Genomic DNA, 16,500 nt, shown 5'->3' with positions numbered 1-16,500 from the left:
TTCTATTCAATATATTCGGCTTTTACCGGTATTTCATTAAATACGATATCAGATATTGTATTTGCAGCGAAGCCAGATTCATCGTAATTAATAAAGCCGGCAACTGATAATGACTGCTGTAACTGTTTTATATTCAGATCACGTGGAACTGTATGCGTCATCTGAAAGGACCAATCCCACTGTGGGATAGCGATAAGAGTAAATTTTTGCATGAAATCTTCTATAACAAACAGGACTGGTGTTTTATGAACAGCTTGAAGCCTAAATTCATGAATTCGAGCATTTTTACACTTTAGCATCTAATCAACTCCCATATTTAAATCCTTATCGGTTCAATTGATTATCCCCTCCCCAGTTTCCTGATAATGTAATTATTTCATTTTCCCAACCAGTGATATTGACTACATCCGTTTCTGTCTTCCGCTTGATCTAAACCCTTTAAAATCAACGAAAAAAATGTATGCTTTTTTCACTTGTATAGATTATAACACACTAATGAAAAAAACTCAGTGTTTTCAACAATTATAATGTATGCTTTTATGTAAAAGCATACATTATGGAATTTCTTTTGAATAAAGAAAAAGCATCTCATTATAGAGATGCCTTTTCTTTATTAATTCAAATATCAACGGAAGATTATGACCACAAATTTAAAGCAAGAGACGAAAGCGCCCATGCAGATATACCGAACATTACAGAGAACCTAATGGAGGTTTCAAATTTTGTAAGCCTTCGCTCCCTTTTTGTTTTACCTAGTTTCCAATAGAGGGCGTAGCCAGAGAACACTAAAACTAATTGTCCAAGGTGCGCCACAGATTCTAAAAATTCTATACCATTCATCGATTCCACCTCGTTTATTTATGAGAAATAAAGTAGACGGTAGAGAGGCTAATTAAAAACTGCTCCAAGAGTCGTTTTCCCTGTACAGCAACAAAAACATAGAACCGTGCTGGGCATGGACTTACAAGTGAACCAATTAATTTCCCAAACAACAGTCAAAGAAACCAACTATGCTATAATTAAAGTATCCCGCAGCTGATCAAGCAGTAAAGGGGGGAGGCCAGTGAAAAAATTCTTTTCATACATAAAAAAAAGAAGCGAGAAAATCAAGAAGACCTTAGAATGGTTTGTCGTTCTAGGCAGACTCTTCTTATTAATTTTCTGCTTCCTTAAAGAAATTTTATAAAAATTAGGAATAGAGGGTCTTTCAAGAACAGGCTTACATTAAACGGACCAGGTTTAATGGAGGGTAAAAGCTGCAGCCAAGTTCCTTGAACGTCTCTCTTTTTTTCGTTTAACTAATTTGTTCTGTTATTTTATTATAACAGAAATTCGTTTTTTTATCAAAAACTCAAATGGTACTTGATACTCTTTCACATGATATTCCTCGGAACTTCGCCGCAATACCAGGCGTCTACACTCCAATTCGCCCTGTAAACCCCTGAGTAATGATTTCAAATTAATTAAATGGTACTTGATACTTTTTATCACTTTGTAGTATCCTTTCAACTTCTATTCATAACCCCCACCGATGAGAGCATGCTTGCTAACGACACCAGTTACCTTTGCTTTTAGAAACTTGCCGGCGACCGGCCGGTTCCGGAATCCGGATGCCCCGCAGCTTCAATGAGCCGCGGAGATTTCATGGCGCGGCGCTGCCGGTGCTCTCCCGACCGCCCCGTAACGCGGGGCGTTTTCTCCTTCAGACGTTCTCCTGCTGGCGCCGATCGGACCAACGGTCTTAAATCTCCTTCAGCTGCCAGGGCGTCCCGTAGCTTGCCCTGGACACAAAAAGCCAGCGCCTGGTCGGCTCCGGAATCTGGCAGCCCCCGCAGCTTCGATGAGCCGCAGAGATTTCATGGCGCGGCGCGCTGCAGATGCTATCCCGATCGCCCCGTAAACGCGGGGCGTTTTCTCCTTCAGATGCTTTTTCTGCCGGTGCCGATTAGAACGACGGCCGGGGATCTCCTTCAGCTGCAGCCAGGGCGTTCCGTCCTGGCCAGAACACAAAAAGCCGGCGCCTGGTCGGCTCCGGAATCCGGCAGCCCCCGCAGCTTCGATGAGCCGCAGAGATTTCATGGCGCGGCGCGCTGCAGATGCTATCCCGATCGCCCCGTAAACGCGGGGCGTTTTCTCCTGCAGATGCTCTTTCTGCCGGTGCCGATCAGAACGACGGCCGGGGATCTCCTTCAGTTGCAGCCAGGGCATTCCGTCCTGGTCAGAACACAAAAAGCCGGCGCCTGGTCGGCTCCGGAATCCGGCAGCCCCCGCAGCTTCGATGAGCCACGGAGAGTTCACGGCGCGGCGCGCTACTGATGGCTCTCCCGATCGCCCCATAAACGCGGGGCGTTTTCTCCTTCAGATGCTCTCCTGCTGGCGCCGTATCGGAGCCGACGGCCGCGGATTTTCCTTTCTATATAGAAAAGCTTAGATTAGAACCTGAAAGATAGTGTTATCATTAAGTACTTTATATAGGAAGAAACTCGGTATTTCTTCATTATGATTCGTGATATACTTTTAGCTAAGCTATTAGGATATTAATAGCAAGGAAAAAAAGGAGGGATGAGATGAAAAAGAAGTTAACTGTAGTCTTAATCATAGCCTCTTCTTTATTCATGTTTAGTATTGCTTTACATGCAACAAGTCCGAAGCAAAAACCACCGGAGGAAGTATTAGATGATGCATGGGGAAAATTCGGATTATTTAGTTATGGTATTGGAGAAACAGATCCCGTTATTTCAATTGGAATGGATAAAACAAAAAGTGAAGCAAAACTGCGGGAGTATCTAAATGAAAACTTGTCTGATGAAATTAAAGAAAATTACAAAATCGAAATTTTCAAAGAAGATGTTCAAGTCTTAGAAAAGGAACATCAAGAGTATTTAAAGACCATAAACGAATAAGAGTATGTTCCGAAACCCGATAAGGCTGACCGGGTTTCTTTTTTCTGTTCAACTTCACAAAAAGAGCAGGCCTTTTCAGACCTGCCTGTTAATCAATCATACCATACAATAACTTTCTTCATTTTAACTTCAACATCACTGCTGCTGTTATTAATGAAGTTAAAGTGATAACTTTTCCCTCTTTTCAACTGAGTCCAGTTCATATGAATTTGACCTGTCCACCCGCCTGGAAGAGAAATTTTACCTGCTGTTCCGCCTACACCGCCTTTGCCATTATCGTACTTCGCAGCTACAGAGAACTTTTTGGCAGTCCCTTGTGGTGTGATTAAAAGCGTTATTGGGTTTTTGAACGCTTTTCCATACGTTCCTCCCCCTATTGAAAAGTTATACTTGAAGCCAAATGGTTTGCTTGTATATGTCTTATACAATGCATGGATTGGATTATCTTGATTTTGATCATCAAGCGTAATCATATCTTTCAATTCTTGTAACGTGTAAGGGTGAATTTCATCATCGTTTTCATCATAGATTTTGATTTGAGATGCTAATTCCTCTTTTTTAGCATCAAGGCCAATATTTTGCGCCTCTGTTTTTACTTCAGCTGCCTGTATCTTAGTTGCTCCTAAGAAACCAAAAAGAGTGAAACATAGAACAATCGCCATCGACCAGTATTTCAAATTCAATTTCATGTAGGTTTGTACCCCTTTCAATTAAGAATGATAGTGAGTGAAGTTTCAATGATGAATGAGCCTATAATCCAAAATAAGATGTTTCGCTTCGATCTTCTCATTTTTCAAAGAGAAAAGGGAAACGCCCTATGGAAATGAGAAGATTTCCGCCAATTTTATGGCTCTATTAACATATTGTCTTGAAAATCCTTTTCTATGGAGATTTAAATATATGAGGATTTATTTCTGAGAGGCAGAGCAATTATGCACGCACTAATATGGAGAAATGGAGAACTAGATATATAGAAGCGCGAAGCAAGCGAAATTTAAGGAAACACACTTTTCTGGAATAAAACCTATCTACGGCTCAATAGAATAGATTTTTCTATTTCCCCATGACATCACTCCCTATTTTGTGTTTTCTTTACAGTTCAAAGTTACCCTAAAATAATACAAAACACAACAATATATCCAAATTTTCTGATGCTAATGATACCAAAAAGACAAACAAGGTCTCGGAACCCCATGAAATTAACAAGTCATTTGAACGAAAAATCGTGTTCATTCAATGTGTCAATACAACATCCTACCGTTAACCAGCCACTACCTTTTATAGTTTGGTTGATCCCAGATATCCTAGCATAAACACAACAAGAAATAGACCAGGCATCTTAAACCTGGTCTCTCCCCCTAAACAGAAATAACTGGTATAATATCCATAATCCTGCGGTTGTGAATAAAACCGTGGAGATGATTAGCGTGAAAAAATTTGCGAAAAATTTAATTAACTCATTCAGGAAGAACCAAAATAAAATCAAACAACACCTAGATTGGCTGATCAAGATAGGAAACGTTTGTTTGCTCTTTTATAGGTTTTGGAAAGAATGAACATCTAAACTGCTTGTTGCTTGCTGTGATCACCCAATCACAGTAGTTTTTGGCCTATAAGTAATTGCAAGAGGGAAACAGTTTTTGGTTTGCGTTTTTCCCAGAAACGCAAGGAGATTACCCTTAAACACAACCGCAGCCAAATCCCACACTGTTTCCCCTTTTATTGTGCATTATATTGTATTCCCTAAAAAATGTTCAGATATACAGAAAAAACTCCTGGTTCCCACGCCAGGAGTCTTTCCATTGGAGATGATTAAACTATTCGCGAAAAATTTAATCAAGGAGCCATCTGTTAGAACATTTAAATTCCCAGGTTTAAATGTTCCACTCCTCCTTTTTAGATCGGTTAATATTGTATCTGGTTCGCTATCACAAGAACAGATATCAATTATTAACCACATGCACAATTCACTTTCGATTTTCTCCCCCACCAACGGCTATTAGAGGTGGGAATTATCCCATGACGAACACACAACATATTTGAATAATGCTGTGGCGTGATAGCAACTTCACTATAACACAGATAACATAAAAAATGTTAAGAAATTGCATATCTAACCCCACCTTTTTGGTGGGGCTCTTTCATAAACGCGAGGCGTTTTCTCCTTCAGACGCTCTCCTGCCGGTGCCGTGTCGGGACCGACGGCCGCGGATGGATCTCTTTCAGCTGCACACAGGGCGACCCGTTTCCTGCCCTGGACAAAAAAAGCCAGCGCCTGGTCGGCTCCGGAATCCGGCTGCCCCGCGGCTTCGATGAGCCGCAGAGATTTCACGACGCGGCGCTGCCGGTGCAGCCCTGATCGCTCTGTAAATGCGGGGCGTTTTCTCCTTCAGACGCTCTCCTGCCGGTGCCGTATCGGAACCGACGGCCGCGGATCTCCTTCAGCTGCAGCCAGGGCGGCCCGTTGTCTCCCTGGCCACAAAAAAGCCGATGCCTGGTCGGCTCCGGAATCCGGCTGCTCCGCGGCTTCGATGAGCCGCAGAGATCTCACGGTGCTGCGCGCTGCTGATGCTCTCCTGATCGCCCCGTAAACGCGGGGCGTTTTCTCCTTCAGACGCTCTCCTGCCGGTGCCGTATCGGAACCGACGGCCGCGGATCTCCTTCAGCTGCAGCCAGGGCGGCCCGTTGTCTCCCTGGCCACAAAAAAGCCGATGCCTGGTCGGCTCCGGAATCCGGCTGCTCCGCGGCTTCGATGAGCCGCAGAGATCTCACGGTGCTGCGCGCTGCTGATGCTCTCCTGATCGCCCCGTAAACGCGGGGCGTTTTTCTTTCAGACGCTCTCCTGCCGGTGCCATATCGGAACCGACGGCCGCGGATCTCCTTCAGCAGCCAGGGCGGCCCGTTGTCTCCCTGGCCACAAAAAAGCCGGCTCATTGGCCGACTCTATTTCTCAACTTTCCTTTACCCTAATACATTAAGATAGACTTTTCACAATAGAGGTTCCATCATCAATAATGCTGATTATAAGCTTTAATACAAAATACCCTAATAAAAATAAACCGAGTTCCCTGCCTAATTGAAGGGAGGAAAATTCTAAAACTATACATGCCAATAAAGCTGTGTAGATACAACAAAATCCGTAAGCAGTTCGAAATAAATTGAATTTCTTTTCCATCATGATAGTTGCTAAAAACCAAAAGAAGCCTAGAAAAAGACTGAGATACAAAATATGTCGAGCAGCTCCATAATTATAAACTTCTGCGAAATCAGTTACTCCTAAAAAGTGACCGAGAAAAGCTAATGTGTCGATTAAAGCAAGTGCAAGAATTATTAGAAAATCAATTTTTTTAGAAATACTTATCACCTGATCCAAGTTCCATTCCCCCTTGTTAACGTTTCAAAGAGTCAGCTCTTAATGAACTTGTGGACTCTCAATGCTAAAAATAGCTTTAACCGCTTCATCTAGCGGAATCCCTTTAAGAAAGCAGGTATAACCTAATTCAAGGGTCCAAACGGTGCTATCGCTTAATTCATATTCATTTTGAATTTCTTTCATCGTTTTTCCATTATATCTCAATTTTAAGTAACGTTCCATTGTCATAATACCCGCAGCTCCTTAGTCAACCCTTTACACAGAAGAGTTTTGATACCCCTATCGGCGTCCTAATTCTATTAATTCAGACACTAACCTCTCGCATCCTTCTGGACTCAGAACAATCCCCCCGCTAAAGGTCATATTTTCATCTGACACTGTGCCCGTGATCGCACACTTTTTCTGCGGTTGGTATTTTCTAAGAATTATCGTATCATTCTCAGTGAAAATTTCTACCGGATCTTTATGTTTCATATCAAATATCCTTCTAATCTCAATCGGTAAAACAACGCGTCCTAATTCGTCAACTTTGCGAACAACACCTGTATTTTTCATATTATTTCCCCCTAATACTTTCTACACTTATCTTAAACGATCCGTTTTCAAAAGGGCGGCTTCCCTCTGGTTCGTATTGCCCCAGATACTCAAACCTCACATTGCCACAGATTTTGTCTATAATAGCATCGAAATAAAGTTGGTCTGAATCATCTATAAAAGCTACCATTATTTTATTTTCCGTTTCCCGATAACATTCAGGAGAAGCTTTGTACCCTGAACGGCTGCAGTAATTTGGGTTTTCAGAAATCTGCAAATTCACAAATGCTTTAACCTGATCTATGATTTTTTCTTGCTGGCTAAGCGAAAACTCTGAAAGAAGGTTTTTTTCTTTTAAATATTGATAAGCATCCTCGGCATTATAAAAGCTGTTCCCGCTATAATACACACTTCCTACTGATTCTAATTCTATTCCTTCCTCACACATAAACGAAATGCTCCAAGACAATGATTTCTCTTCAGCTTCTAAAAGCCGCTCTAAATTCGCTTCTATATCGTTTAGGCTACCGCCATACACATTTAACACTCCTATTCATCAATTATAAACCACTTATTTTAGTATAATCGTCTGTCCAGCAGATATCTTATCTGCTCTCTGAGATATGCAATATTTTTCTTGCTAAAGTTATATGAAACAGGTTTCCCCTCTTTAACATTCCGGTTGACACAGTATATCGCTGTACCGCTTTCTTTAATCTCTATAAAACCTCTGTCTCCAAGATATGAAAATTCAAAGAAGGTATTGGGTATACCACGGATCTCGAAAAGACCTTGGTCATACCTATTAGAAGGCTTTTTTACAATCGTTACGTAATCTCCTGGATACTGCAATTCAAAACACCTCTCACCGATAAAATTCAAACCGGTTCAAAACGAAAAATGTTCAATGTTGTATCATTTGTGAAGAGAGCGCAGACCTGCTGCGCCTGCTGTATGTGCTGAGTGATTAAAGCCGCTCTTTTTTCACATATGGCTTATTAACAATATTCAGAATTTCAACGTACCAAGATTCTTGATCAAATCGCTCACTTAAATGCGTAGCTATACTTTCATCAGTTGCATTATTATAAACAAAGAAATGGCCATTGAATGTATTGATAGCAACCATAATGTCATCTTTTGTTTTACCATAAAGGAATACATAGTCACTGTTCTCCTTATGGTAAGCCTTCTCATCAAATTTCCATCCTGCTTCAATCGCTTGTGTTCTCATATCGTCCAATGATCTTACACCGGCAAATTTTTTCACATTATCTGCTCCTTTAATTCAAGACAAGCCTGCTTAGGCTTGTCTACTTTTTATCCAAAATACAATTAACGAACAAACAACAGAAATAATGATCAATATGTCTAAAGCTTTTTGAACACCGCCGCTAACCGCTGTACGGATACCAAAGACATAAGTAAAGATGAACAGCCAGAAAACAATCTCTTTTATGGTCTTGAGTAATTTCATATCATTTGACAACCCGTATATGGCGGGGAGAGGCACCCTCTCCCCTATCCAAACTTACGCTTACTATTGCGGCTTGCTTTCCGAGGATTTTTTTTCTTTGGTGACTTTCTTTCTATTAACATCTTTTCTAGCGTGAGAAGCTTTTCACAGATGTGCAGAGATGTCAGGAAAATTCCTAATATCACCGCGACTTCAGCGGCTGTCATTCGTGCACCTCCCATACAGGAATAAACGGATCTGTGCTATAATTTACATGAAATCTTTTTTAGCGTGAGAAGCTTTTAAGGTTTCAAGAGGGTTCAGCTGGCGGCTGAACTCTTTTTTATTTAAGAAACGGCATGGAACCTCTTTATAAAGGATTCTGAGCAAATCCTCATACCATTTTTCACTTTTTAATTTGACACTTTGATCCGTAGCCACAAGGTTTTTCGTTAATCGATGTGTAACAAAGAATCGACCATTAAAAGTATTTACCGCTACTAAAAAATCCCGTTCCTCATGAAAAAGATAAACAAAGTCTGACCCCTTATTATGATGATCCGTTGTGTTGATCTGCCACCCATACAATTCCGCCATTCTTTCCAAATCATACAGACCCCTTACATAGCCGAACATTTTCATTGTCAAAGCCTCCTTCAATTGTGTCGGCATCATTAAATTAACGGAAAGCAGACAGCTTTTTTTCTTCTCTTCTCACATATGCAAGAAATTTCTCAACAAGCAGCCACCCCCACCGTGAGGATAGTTCATGGTAGCTCAAAAATCGCTGTAAATAGAAAGCTGGTTCAAACTCTTCTCTGTGAGAAAACTCTTCTATTGCATCCTTAATTAGTATCACTTCGTTTTTATCCAACTGAGACTGTGATCGCTTCCGCTCTTCCAATAATGTGGCAAGATTTTTTTTCATAATTATTTCTCTCCTTTTCTAGTCTTCTTCACGAACAGGGTAAGTAAATTTTCCATCATTATCATAAAGGCCGTTGTCCCATATGAACTGTTCTACAGCTTTCTTTTCCCACGCCGGTACACCGCTCACATAGTGATCTGGTTTTGGTACTGGCGGACTTTGTTTTTCCATTCGCTTACGTAAAGTTTGTTTTGAAATGCCAAGCAACTTAGCGGTATCTGTAAGGTTGATATATTCCGTATCAGGTTCCTTTTCTCTGTACAGATCCTCTTTGTAGAAAATCGCAATGGCTTCCACTGCAAGTAACATAAGCGATGGCTCCAGGTTGCCCAGACGTCTGAGGTCAAAGCCGTTCTTGTGATGGTCTTGGAAATGAGAAAACAACTGATCAAAGGTTTCGAGCGTATCATTAGTTGGCTTCCCATCATAATCAGGATGACCCAAGTAAGGAAAAGTTCCTTTCAGAAATTGTTGAGATTTTTTCATATTACTACCTCCTTCTTTACCTTAATTTTACTCCATATAGTTCACAAAGTAAACACTTTAGGTTTACTTTGTGAACCTGTTGGTCAAAATTTTTTTCTTTTAATTCCTAATGTATCCTGCCTCTTTCAAAGAAAGATGTTTCTTTTCTCCATTTTCAATGCTCACTATAATGTGATCTAAAAGTTCTATCCCTATTAGCTTTCCTGCTTCATATATCCTCTGAGTGGTTTCAATATCTTGCCTTGAAGGAGCAACGTCACCGCCTGGATGATTATGTCCAATGATTACTGACGAAGCATTACTTAAAAGTGCCGCCTGATAAATTTCTCTTGGAGCGAGGATAGCACTGCGAACATCCCCTATCGATACTTTATATATGGCACGAATGTTGTTTTTAACGTCAAGATAGATAGCCAATGGCACTTCTCTTGCTTCGTCTGCTATAAAGTGCTCATAGACCTTAAAAGCGTCGTCCGGCCTTCTTATGACTGATACTGGACAGTCAACCTCATGTTTTACCTGTTTCAAAGTAAGAACTTCAATCACTTTCTCCATTTTCTTCATCCCTTCAAATTTTATTGTGTGAATGTCACCATCACCTGATGACAATTTAAGTATAACATATGCTTTACCTATAGTAAAGCATATGTTATACATTTTTTTAAAAAATTTAAGCTAGGTTCTTCCTAATCTTCCACACTTCTTTCCATGCCTTACAAACTGCATTCTTGCCGCATAGGGCGTCTAAATATTCTTTATCATAGAAAAACCTTTCATATACCGCTTTATCTCCCATGATGCCTTCTAAGTAGTTCTTTTCTATACTCGATACATTATCTAGTTCACCGTGCTTTTCATATTCGTTCAATCTTGCATTTAGATATAGGGCAAATTCATGTGTCCATTGGCAGGTTTCTTTAAAATCTTCATGTAAGAAATCCCTGAATTCTATTTGGTGTAATTTCATTAAGTTGAAAGCGTTTTGCCATTCTATATTCCAATCCTCAACATCAAGACCGTGTTTCCCTAATTCTTCACGCATGACACGCATAAACATCCCAGCTACCCATATATATTCCCGATAGAGCATATGATGTATCTCTCTTGTCCAAACCGGAACAGTTTTTTTCGCATAGTGAACAACAGGTTCAGCATTAACTATGCTTGCGAATTCCACCTCATTTAATGATAATGAACTGCGTTCCAATAATACCAATCTCTCGAGTAAAATCTCTCTTATATCCTTCATTGAAGTCCTCCGTACAATTTAATATTTTCCGAATGAGGAGGGCTTTCGCCCTCTTCTCAAATATCTAACTCGTTATGGAAATCGTAATTAAAACTGTCTTCTTCAATACTGATAGATACCTTGTCTGTTGTTACCCCACTAAGCCGAACAATCCTAACGTCTATTGCACATTTATGTTCTTTTCGGAGTTGATAAGCTTTGTCAAAAACAACATTAATGTCTTCCGGAGTTCCCAACGCGCATAAATGCTTTTTGTTCTCCTTAATAAACAAATCTGCAATCAATATTTTTCCCATAAAAACTCTCCTTTTCAAATTTTATTGTGTGAATGTCACCATCACCTGATGACAATTTAAGTATAACATATGCTTTATCGATAGTAAAGCATATGTTATAAAAAATATTTCTAAAATTCCCTTAAAGCTTTCATATCATTTACCGTGTTTCGCAGTTCACTTACCATTTCATTAAAATCTGAATATAGATAATGTTCTTCAGCGGGTATTTCTTCAGCAAAGAGATCCTCTTCTGTAGTAACAATGATATAACGGTCTCTCACTTGATCCTTCCCATCATTCGATCTTTCAGCTACTTCACGATTATTATAAAGATAATCATGAACAAGACTCATTTTCCTGATATGTGGTAACAATTTAACCCCTCCAAAAGATTTATTGTGTGAAAACCATCAACTGACGGTAATTAAATTCTAACATATACTTTAATTATAGTAAAGCATATGTTAGAAAAGAGTTGCGGCATGTTTCCGCACACCGCAACCTATTCACACAATAAATTTGTTAAGGAGGTAAAGTCCTTACAAAATCATTAATTTCATTATAAAGAAAAGGAATGATTTTATCAAAAGAAAAAAATGTATAACATATGCTTTACTTTCAATAAAGCATATGTTATACTTAAATTGTCATCAGCTGATGGTGACATTCACACAATAAATTTTGTAAAGGAGAATTAAAATGAATTTTACATTTCAGGTCACACTGGCACAAGCGGATTTTATTGAGGCTCTTCAAAGAAACAACATACCGGCAACTAAGGAAAACATAAGATTGATCTTTCAAGAGTTGGACACAGTAGAAATTCAAGAAACGATTCGGCACGATGCCTTTGAAACTTTGCTGAATCACATCGAGGATAACAAAATAGTTTTTACTTCTGATGATGTGTATCGGAAGAGAGCGAAGTTGATTACTCTTAATGAGTTCACTGAAATAGCGGAAGAGAGAACTAAAGGCAGTTTTTCTTTCACTGCAACTATAGAATTTCTTTCTGAGATGCAATTCGATTCCATAACGGAACCCCCTTTTTTAGAAACGGCAGAAACTATTTGTTACCTGATTAAAGTCATCGCAAAAAGATACTTTAACTCGATTAATAAGTATGTGGACGAAGAATGTAATGTATCCTTTGTAAAACCTTCTCAAATGTTAGGAAAAAACTTTGAAAAGAATGACGATCCTTTTAATATGATTAACAATGTTTATTTCCCTAAGAGCGGAAAATGGTACGCCGTTATGACTAACATAAAAGGTCATGATCTAAGTAGCGAAGGTACTTTCCAAGAATTCGTAAACCATGTTATCTGTCAGCTGAGAGTGCCGGATGGAAATTTCAAAAAATAATTTATAACATATGCTTTACTATCAGTAAAGCATATGTTATACTTAAATTGTCATCAGGTGATGGTGACATTCACACAATAAAATTTGAAAGGAAGTAGTTTTATGGAAAAAATCATTTTGTTTGATCATCAGAACAACAGATTTGTTGAACTGCCGCAAACCCTTGAAGAACGGCAAAATCTTGTAGGAGCCGATAACCTCGAATGTTTGAGACTCAATAATAACATTGACATTTGGTTCGACGAAGAGGGCTTCTACAATTCCCAATACTATTGCAAAATTACTGAAAACGGTAAGACACATTGTATCCACGGCCCATTTTTTGTCGCATCAGTCAACGATCAGGGCGAAACAATCGGGTTGTCACCTGAACAAATAGCTGAGTTTTGCAGATGCGGTTACACGTTATATCAAAAAGATAAATAAACATTTCTAACATATGCTTTACTATAAGTAAAGCATATGTTATACTTAAATTGTCATCAGGTGATGGTGACATTCACACAATAAATTTGAAAAGGAGCGGTTCAGATGAAAACAAGAGTTTTCGAAGCAAATTTGTTTGTAAAAGATCAATTGGAGGAAACAATCGAAAGCCCAATTAGCATTGCAAGCGTCTTTAAGAAAGCTAAAAACCTTTCGATCTCTAAACAAGAGGACGTCCAAGTCAGAATGATCCAACATACCAATAATCGAATTCATATATTTTGCGGCACCATTATTAATGATTAATGCTTAGTTGCATTCACGCGTGGTTCATTCCCCGCGTGAATGCTCTCCATAATCGAAAATAAGGAGCGGTTCTTATGTTATTAACAAAACTTAAAGCCGAAGACCTGTCGGCAGTATTAGAAAGCAATGGTTTGCCTACCACTCAAGCAAACAAAGAAAAAATTATGGCATGTCTAGGTGATCGTGTTCAGCAGCAGATGCGCTATTATGCGTTAGCTTCACTCAGCATCGAGGTGAGAAAAAATAAGAATATGTTTTTAAACAATAGTGACCATTCTCAAACGCTTGATTTCCTTACATTGGATGAAGTTGCAGGTATAGCAGAAACTGAATTCAAGGATATCATCCACTCAGAAATAGCGGCTCAAACGCATGCTCACCCAACTTTTATAACAACCGTTAAAAACCCATCCGTTCACTGTGACCTTTATCTTTCAGCTGTCAAACGGACTATACATCATGTCATAGAAGCTATTGCTTGTGAGTATATAAAGGAGCGGCAGATTCACACTGCGGACGAATGTATTAAATCTCAGTACGATGATATGGATCTGGAATATGATAAGACCGAAGATATTTGTAATTATGAATGTGTAACAACTCTGATTTACAAGGTGAATCAAAAGCAGTTTTCATATACACTAAATATAAGCTTCGATAGCCGTTCTTTTTCGGACGAAAGACATTGTGAAAAGTTTGTTGAATCCGTTATACGTGCAACTGATAAGGAAATTTCAAAAGCAATGTCGAACCTTCACTAATTTTGTATAACATATGCTATACAATTACTATAGCATATGTTATACTTAATACAAGGGAAAGTTCTCTCTTATGTCTTGCCCGCATCCTCCCTTTGGAACTTTCAACATTCAGAATAAGAGGATATTATTAGGGTTTAGGACGGAAAATTAGAGAAACAATACCCAAACAATGTGGAGGTTTACTATGTACGAGATAATAAAAATCGCAAATGAACCCATTTCTGATAAGGAAAAAGAACAGAAAATAAGAAATTACCTCTCCGAGCAACTCCTTGATCCCAAAGCGGCTGCGGAATACATGAACATTTCTCATGTGACATTTTATAACAGAGTGCATAAGGGAGAAATCCAAGCTATTGCTGATCGTTACCTAAAGTCTGATTTAGAAGCTTATTTACAGAAAGACAAAATTGACAGAAACAAAGTAAATCATAGATATGCTTCGAAGAGTAACGCCACTCCGACAGACTTTAAAAAGAGCGGCTTCTTAGTCAAATTAAAAAAACAAGGGAAAATTTATGTGTACATTAAAAAAGGCGTGACAGTCCCAGGGAAAGGGCAAAGACACAAAACAATACACAGTTTCGGTCCCCTACCCGAAGCATTAAAACAGTTGCAATATTATTTGGATAACCCTAATGAAATCCCTTCTACTCTAACCCAGGAAGGGTTCGACAGATCGGATATAAAAAAATGGCATAAAGAGTTGAGTGAACTAAATTCAATCAATATAGGTGAAAACCCAACCTTACGTGAAGTTCTCTCCGCAACCAGACAACCAGGTATAACATTAGCAAGCATTGCTAAAAAGATACCAAGCATTAACTTAGAGCAATTAAGCGCGGCTTTAAAAAAAGCTGGTTGGGAATATAACCGCGAAACAAAAAATTGGCTGTTTCAAGGGCAAGGAGAAAAGCCTCTTGATCAAAGTATTTTTGATTTTGTTGATAAAACAAAATAACGAGCAGGATGGTGAAATTAAAAATGACCGAAAAACTATATTTTGAAATATTATGTGATATTGCAAATTTGAAGGAAGATGACCTTTTTATAATCGCCGGTAAGATTAAAGAATTGAGAAAAAAGTATAAAATCGACAATACCCCTTTTAATAAATTTCAAAGAAATTCGGAAACAATCCGTAGAGTAAGCAATACCTTAATCTCTGATAGCTCCAAGTTTTATTACAAGAAACCTGAATGAGATTAGCAAAGCAGCTTTCATGCTTATAAAAATCCCTTATGAGGAGCGGGAAAGATGAAAAAATTTCTAGGGTTATTAGGAGCCGTTATAATTAGCCTTTATGCCTTGGGCAACTTTGTCCCAAATACACCTATTCGTCCAATCATAAAGGATATAAACCGTCTTATTTCTGAATTCACCCATGATAAAGCTATCGATGTTTCTTCAGACAAAAACAACAATTCAAATAAGAAAGCCGACAAGGTAATTTATTTTCCGGCTGATAAATACCCTGAGACTGCCAAACATATAGAAAATGCAATTTCCAAGGGCAAATCAGCTGTGTGTACTATCGACCGTGATGGAGCGGAAAATAATCGATCTCAATCATTGAAAGATATCCCAACAAAAAAAGGATATGATCGTGATGAATGGCCAATGGCTTTTTGCGCTGAAGGAGGAAGCGGAGCAGACATCGAATACATAACCCCTTCTGATAACCGCGGAGCAGGTTCCTGGGTATCACATAAGCTTTCTGGTTACCCAGACGGCACTAGAGTCTTATTTACAATAAAGTAATCAAAAATGGATGAAAAAAAGGCGGTGTAGCTTTAAAAAGTTTGATTGTTAAATCAATTATTTAAAGAAGGAGCATTTTAAAATGGATGAAAAAACAAAAGAACTCATGAAAGAAAGAATAAACGAACTAAAGTCTGAATTGAAACAATCAGTTGAAGAAAAGGAGGTTGTTCAAAGCTTCATAAATAAACAAGAAGGTAGTATTCCTACTGTTGTTAATGATACTCTCCGAAGACAAATTCGAAAATTAACCAGTAACATTAAATCTATTGAAGCAAGCTTAAAACATTACGAATAATTTAAGTTTACATTTCGACTTTGATGTAAATATGCTATTAGACTTCACTAAAATAAATAATAACGAAAAAGACGGATTGCTGAAGCAGCCGTCTTTTCTTATTTGGTGAAAAGAGTCGGTTCCTTTCTATCGGCTCTGGATCACCTGCAGCTACAGCGGCTCCGGAGCACCATGGTAAGCGCGGCGCGCTTTTTCTCTCTTCGCTCTAAGCAACGCGCCATGTGCTGATGCAGTTGCAGGTCTGAGCGGATCTCCTTCAGCCGCAGCCAGGGCGGCCCGTTGCCTGCCCTGCCCACAAAAAGCCAGCGCCTGGCCGGCTCCGGAATCCGGCTGCCCCGCAGCTTCAATGAGCCGCGGAGATTTCACGGCGCGGCGC

The 16,500-nt window shown here is 39.2% G+C and carries 27 protein-coding genes; 8 read left to right on the top strand and 19 right to left on the bottom strand.

Annotation, left to right across the window (positions count from 1 at the left end; genetic code table 11):
* Positions 1–2 precede the first annotated feature (2 nt).
* From RUW00_RS22050 to RUW00_RS22040, 3 genes are all read right to left on the bottom strand, one after another.
* Complete coding sequence (locus RUW00_RS22050; RefSeq protein WP_224988969.1) at positions 3–299, bottom strand: YueH family protein; 297 nt, start codon at positions 297–299, stop codon at positions 3–5.
* Between the two features lie 337 nt (positions 300–636).
* Positions 637–840: a hypothetical protein gene (locus RUW00_RS22045; protein WP_224988968.1), complete on the bottom strand. Its 204-nt coding sequence runs from the start codon at positions 838–840 to the stop codon at positions 637–639.
* Positions 841–1,571: 731 nt separating this feature from the next.
* Positions 1,572–1,736 (bottom strand): hypothetical protein, encoded by a 165-nt coding sequence (locus RUW00_RS22040; protein ID WP_315956788.1) that lies wholly within the window; start codon positions 1,734–1,736, stop codon positions 1,572–1,574.
* Positions 1,737–2,567: 831 nt separating this feature from the next.
* On the opposite strand from RUW00_RS22040, the gene RUW00_RS22035 reads away from it, so the two are divergent.
* Positions 2,568–2,903 (top strand): YolC/YozM family protein, encoded by a 336-nt coding sequence (locus RUW00_RS22035; RefSeq protein ID WP_121984840.1) that lies wholly within the window; start codon positions 2,568–2,570, stop codon positions 2,901–2,903.
* A gap of 92 nt (positions 2,904–2,995) precedes the next feature.
* On the opposite strand, the gene RUW00_RS22030 is transcribed toward RUW00_RS22035, so the two are convergent.
* From RUW00_RS22030 to RUW00_RS21960, 15 genes are all read right to left on the bottom strand, one after another.
* Entirely contained in the window at positions 2,996–3,592 is a 597-nt protein-coding gene (locus RUW00_RS22030; RefSeq protein WP_121984841.1) for a hypothetical protein, read from the bottom strand.
* 1,424 nt (positions 3,593–5,016) lie between these two features.
* Positions 5,017–5,235, bottom strand: coding sequence for a hypothetical protein (locus RUW00_RS22025; protein WP_315956787.1), 219 nt, complete (start codon positions 5,233–5,235; stop codon positions 5,017–5,019).
* Positions 5,236–5,877: 642 nt separating this feature from the next.
* Positions 5,878–6,276 (bottom strand): hypothetical protein, encoded by a 399-nt coding sequence (locus tag RUW00_RS22020; RefSeq protein ID WP_315956786.1) that lies wholly within the window; start codon positions 6,274–6,276, stop codon positions 5,878–5,880.
* 39 nt (positions 6,277–6,315) lie between these two features.
* Complete coding sequence (locus tag RUW00_RS22015) at positions 6,316–6,504, bottom strand: hypothetical protein (protein ID WP_315956785.1); 189 nt, start codon at positions 6,502–6,504, stop codon at positions 6,316–6,318.
* Positions 6,505–6,555: 51 nt separating this feature from the next.
* On the bottom strand, positions 6,556–6,831 hold the full coding sequence (locus tag RUW00_RS22010) for an AbrB/MazE/SpoVT family DNA-binding domain-containing protein (RefSeq protein ID WP_315956784.1): 276 nt from the start codon (positions 6,829–6,831) through the stop codon (positions 6,556–6,558).
* 1 nt (position 6,832) lies between these two features.
* The gene (locus RUW00_RS22005) at positions 6,833–7,348 is read right to left on the bottom strand and encodes a hypothetical protein (protein WP_315956783.1); all 516 of its coding nucleotides are present in this window, start codon (positions 7,346–7,348) and stop codon (positions 6,833–6,835) included.
* A 429-nt stretch (positions 7,349–7,777) separates the two neighbouring features.
* Positions 7,778–8,080 carry a hypothetical protein gene (locus tag RUW00_RS22000; protein ID WP_121984805.1) on the bottom strand — a complete coding sequence of 101 codons (303 nt, stop codon included), beginning with the start codon at positions 8,078–8,080 and terminating at the stop codon, positions 7,778–7,780.
* Between the two features lie 251 nt (positions 8,081–8,331).
* Entirely contained in the window at positions 8,332–8,493 is a 162-nt protein-coding gene (locus tag RUW00_RS21995; protein ID WP_315956782.1) for a hypothetical protein, read from the bottom strand.
* A gap of 43 nt (positions 8,494–8,536) precedes the next feature.
* Positions 8,537–8,908, bottom strand: coding sequence for a hypothetical protein (locus RUW00_RS21990; protein WP_315956781.1), 372 nt, complete (start codon positions 8,906–8,908; stop codon positions 8,537–8,539).
* 37 nt (positions 8,909–8,945) lie between these two features.
* Entirely contained in the window at positions 8,946–9,194 is a 249-nt protein-coding gene (locus tag RUW00_RS21985) for a hypothetical protein (protein ID WP_315956780.1), read from the bottom strand.
* A gap of 18 nt (positions 9,195–9,212) precedes the next feature.
* Positions 9,213–9,680, bottom strand: a complete 468-nt coding sequence (locus tag RUW00_RS21980; protein WP_315956779.1) for a helix-turn-helix transcriptional regulator — start codon at positions 9,678–9,680, stop codon at positions 9,213–9,215.
* 99 nt (positions 9,681–9,779) lie between these two features.
* A complete protein-coding gene (locus RUW00_RS21975; protein WP_315956778.1) occupies positions 9,780–10,235 on the bottom strand; it encodes a JAB domain-containing protein in 456 nt (151 codons plus the stop codon).
* A 115-nt stretch (positions 10,236–10,350) separates the two neighbouring features.
* Complete coding sequence (locus tag RUW00_RS21970) at positions 10,351–10,929, bottom strand: hypothetical protein (RefSeq protein ID WP_315956777.1); 579 nt, start codon at positions 10,927–10,929, stop codon at positions 10,351–10,353.
* A 56-nt stretch (positions 10,930–10,985) separates the two neighbouring features.
* Positions 10,986–11,225 (bottom strand): hypothetical protein, encoded by a 240-nt coding sequence (locus tag RUW00_RS21965; protein WP_121984812.1) that lies wholly within the window; start codon positions 11,223–11,225, stop codon positions 10,986–10,988.
* Between the two features lie 110 nt (positions 11,226–11,335).
* Complete coding sequence (locus RUW00_RS21960) at positions 11,336–11,581, bottom strand: hypothetical protein (protein WP_315956776.1); 246 nt, start codon at positions 11,579–11,581, stop codon at positions 11,336–11,338.
* 325 nt (positions 11,582–11,906) lie between these two features.
* On the opposite strand from RUW00_RS21960, the gene RUW00_RS21955 reads away from it, so the two are divergent.
* The 7 genes from RUW00_RS21955 (at position 11,907) to RUW00_RS21925 (ending at position 16,124) form a co-directional block, all read left to right on the top strand.
* The gene (locus tag RUW00_RS21955) at positions 11,907–12,572 is read left to right on the top strand and encodes a hypothetical protein (RefSeq protein WP_315956775.1); all 666 of its coding nucleotides are present in this window, start codon (positions 11,907–11,909) and stop codon (positions 12,570–12,572) included.
* Between the two features lie 102 nt (positions 12,573–12,674).
* Complete coding sequence (locus RUW00_RS21950) at positions 12,675–12,998, top strand: DUF3846 domain-containing protein (protein ID WP_224989013.1); 324 nt, start codon at positions 12,675–12,677, stop codon at positions 12,996–12,998.
* Positions 12,999–13,103: 105 nt separating this feature from the next.
* The gene (locus RUW00_RS21945) at positions 13,104–13,304 is read left to right on the top strand and encodes a hypothetical protein (protein ID WP_121984816.1); all 201 of its coding nucleotides are present in this window, start codon (positions 13,104–13,106) and stop codon (positions 13,302–13,304) included.
* A 74-nt stretch (positions 13,305–13,378) separates the two neighbouring features.
* Positions 13,379–14,065 carry a hypothetical protein gene (locus RUW00_RS21940; RefSeq protein ID WP_315956774.1) on the top strand — a complete coding sequence of 229 codons (687 nt, stop codon included), beginning with the start codon at positions 13,379–13,381 and terminating at the stop codon, positions 14,063–14,065.
* A gap of 184 nt (positions 14,066–14,249) precedes the next feature.
* Entirely contained in the window at positions 14,250–15,026 is a 777-nt protein-coding gene (locus tag RUW00_RS21935) for a helix-turn-helix domain-containing protein (RefSeq protein WP_162988655.1), read from the top strand.
* Positions 15,027–15,322: 296 nt separating this feature from the next.
* Entirely contained in the window at positions 15,323–15,826 is a 504-nt protein-coding gene (locus RUW00_RS21930) for a NucA/NucB deoxyribonuclease domain-containing protein (RefSeq protein ID WP_121984820.1), read from the top strand.
* Positions 15,827–15,908: 82 nt separating this feature from the next.
* Positions 15,909–16,124 (top strand): hypothetical protein, encoded by a 216-nt coding sequence (locus RUW00_RS21925; RefSeq protein ID WP_315956773.1) that lies wholly within the window; start codon positions 15,909–15,911, stop codon positions 16,122–16,124.
* Positions 16,125–16,274: 150 nt separating this feature from the next.
* Here the strand turns inward: RUW00_RS21925 and RUW00_RS21920 are convergent.
* Positions 16,275–16,500: hypothetical protein (locus RUW00_RS21920; RefSeq protein WP_315956772.1), on the bottom strand; the 226-nt coding region annotated here is incomplete at its 5' end.

This window comes from Bacillus sp. IS1 (assembly GCF_032461585.1).
Taxonomy (GTDB): Bacteria; Bacillota; Bacilli; order Bacillales; family Bacillaceae; genus Bacillus; species Bacillus velezensis.
This window is presented reverse-complemented; position numbering and strand designations above follow the sequence as displayed.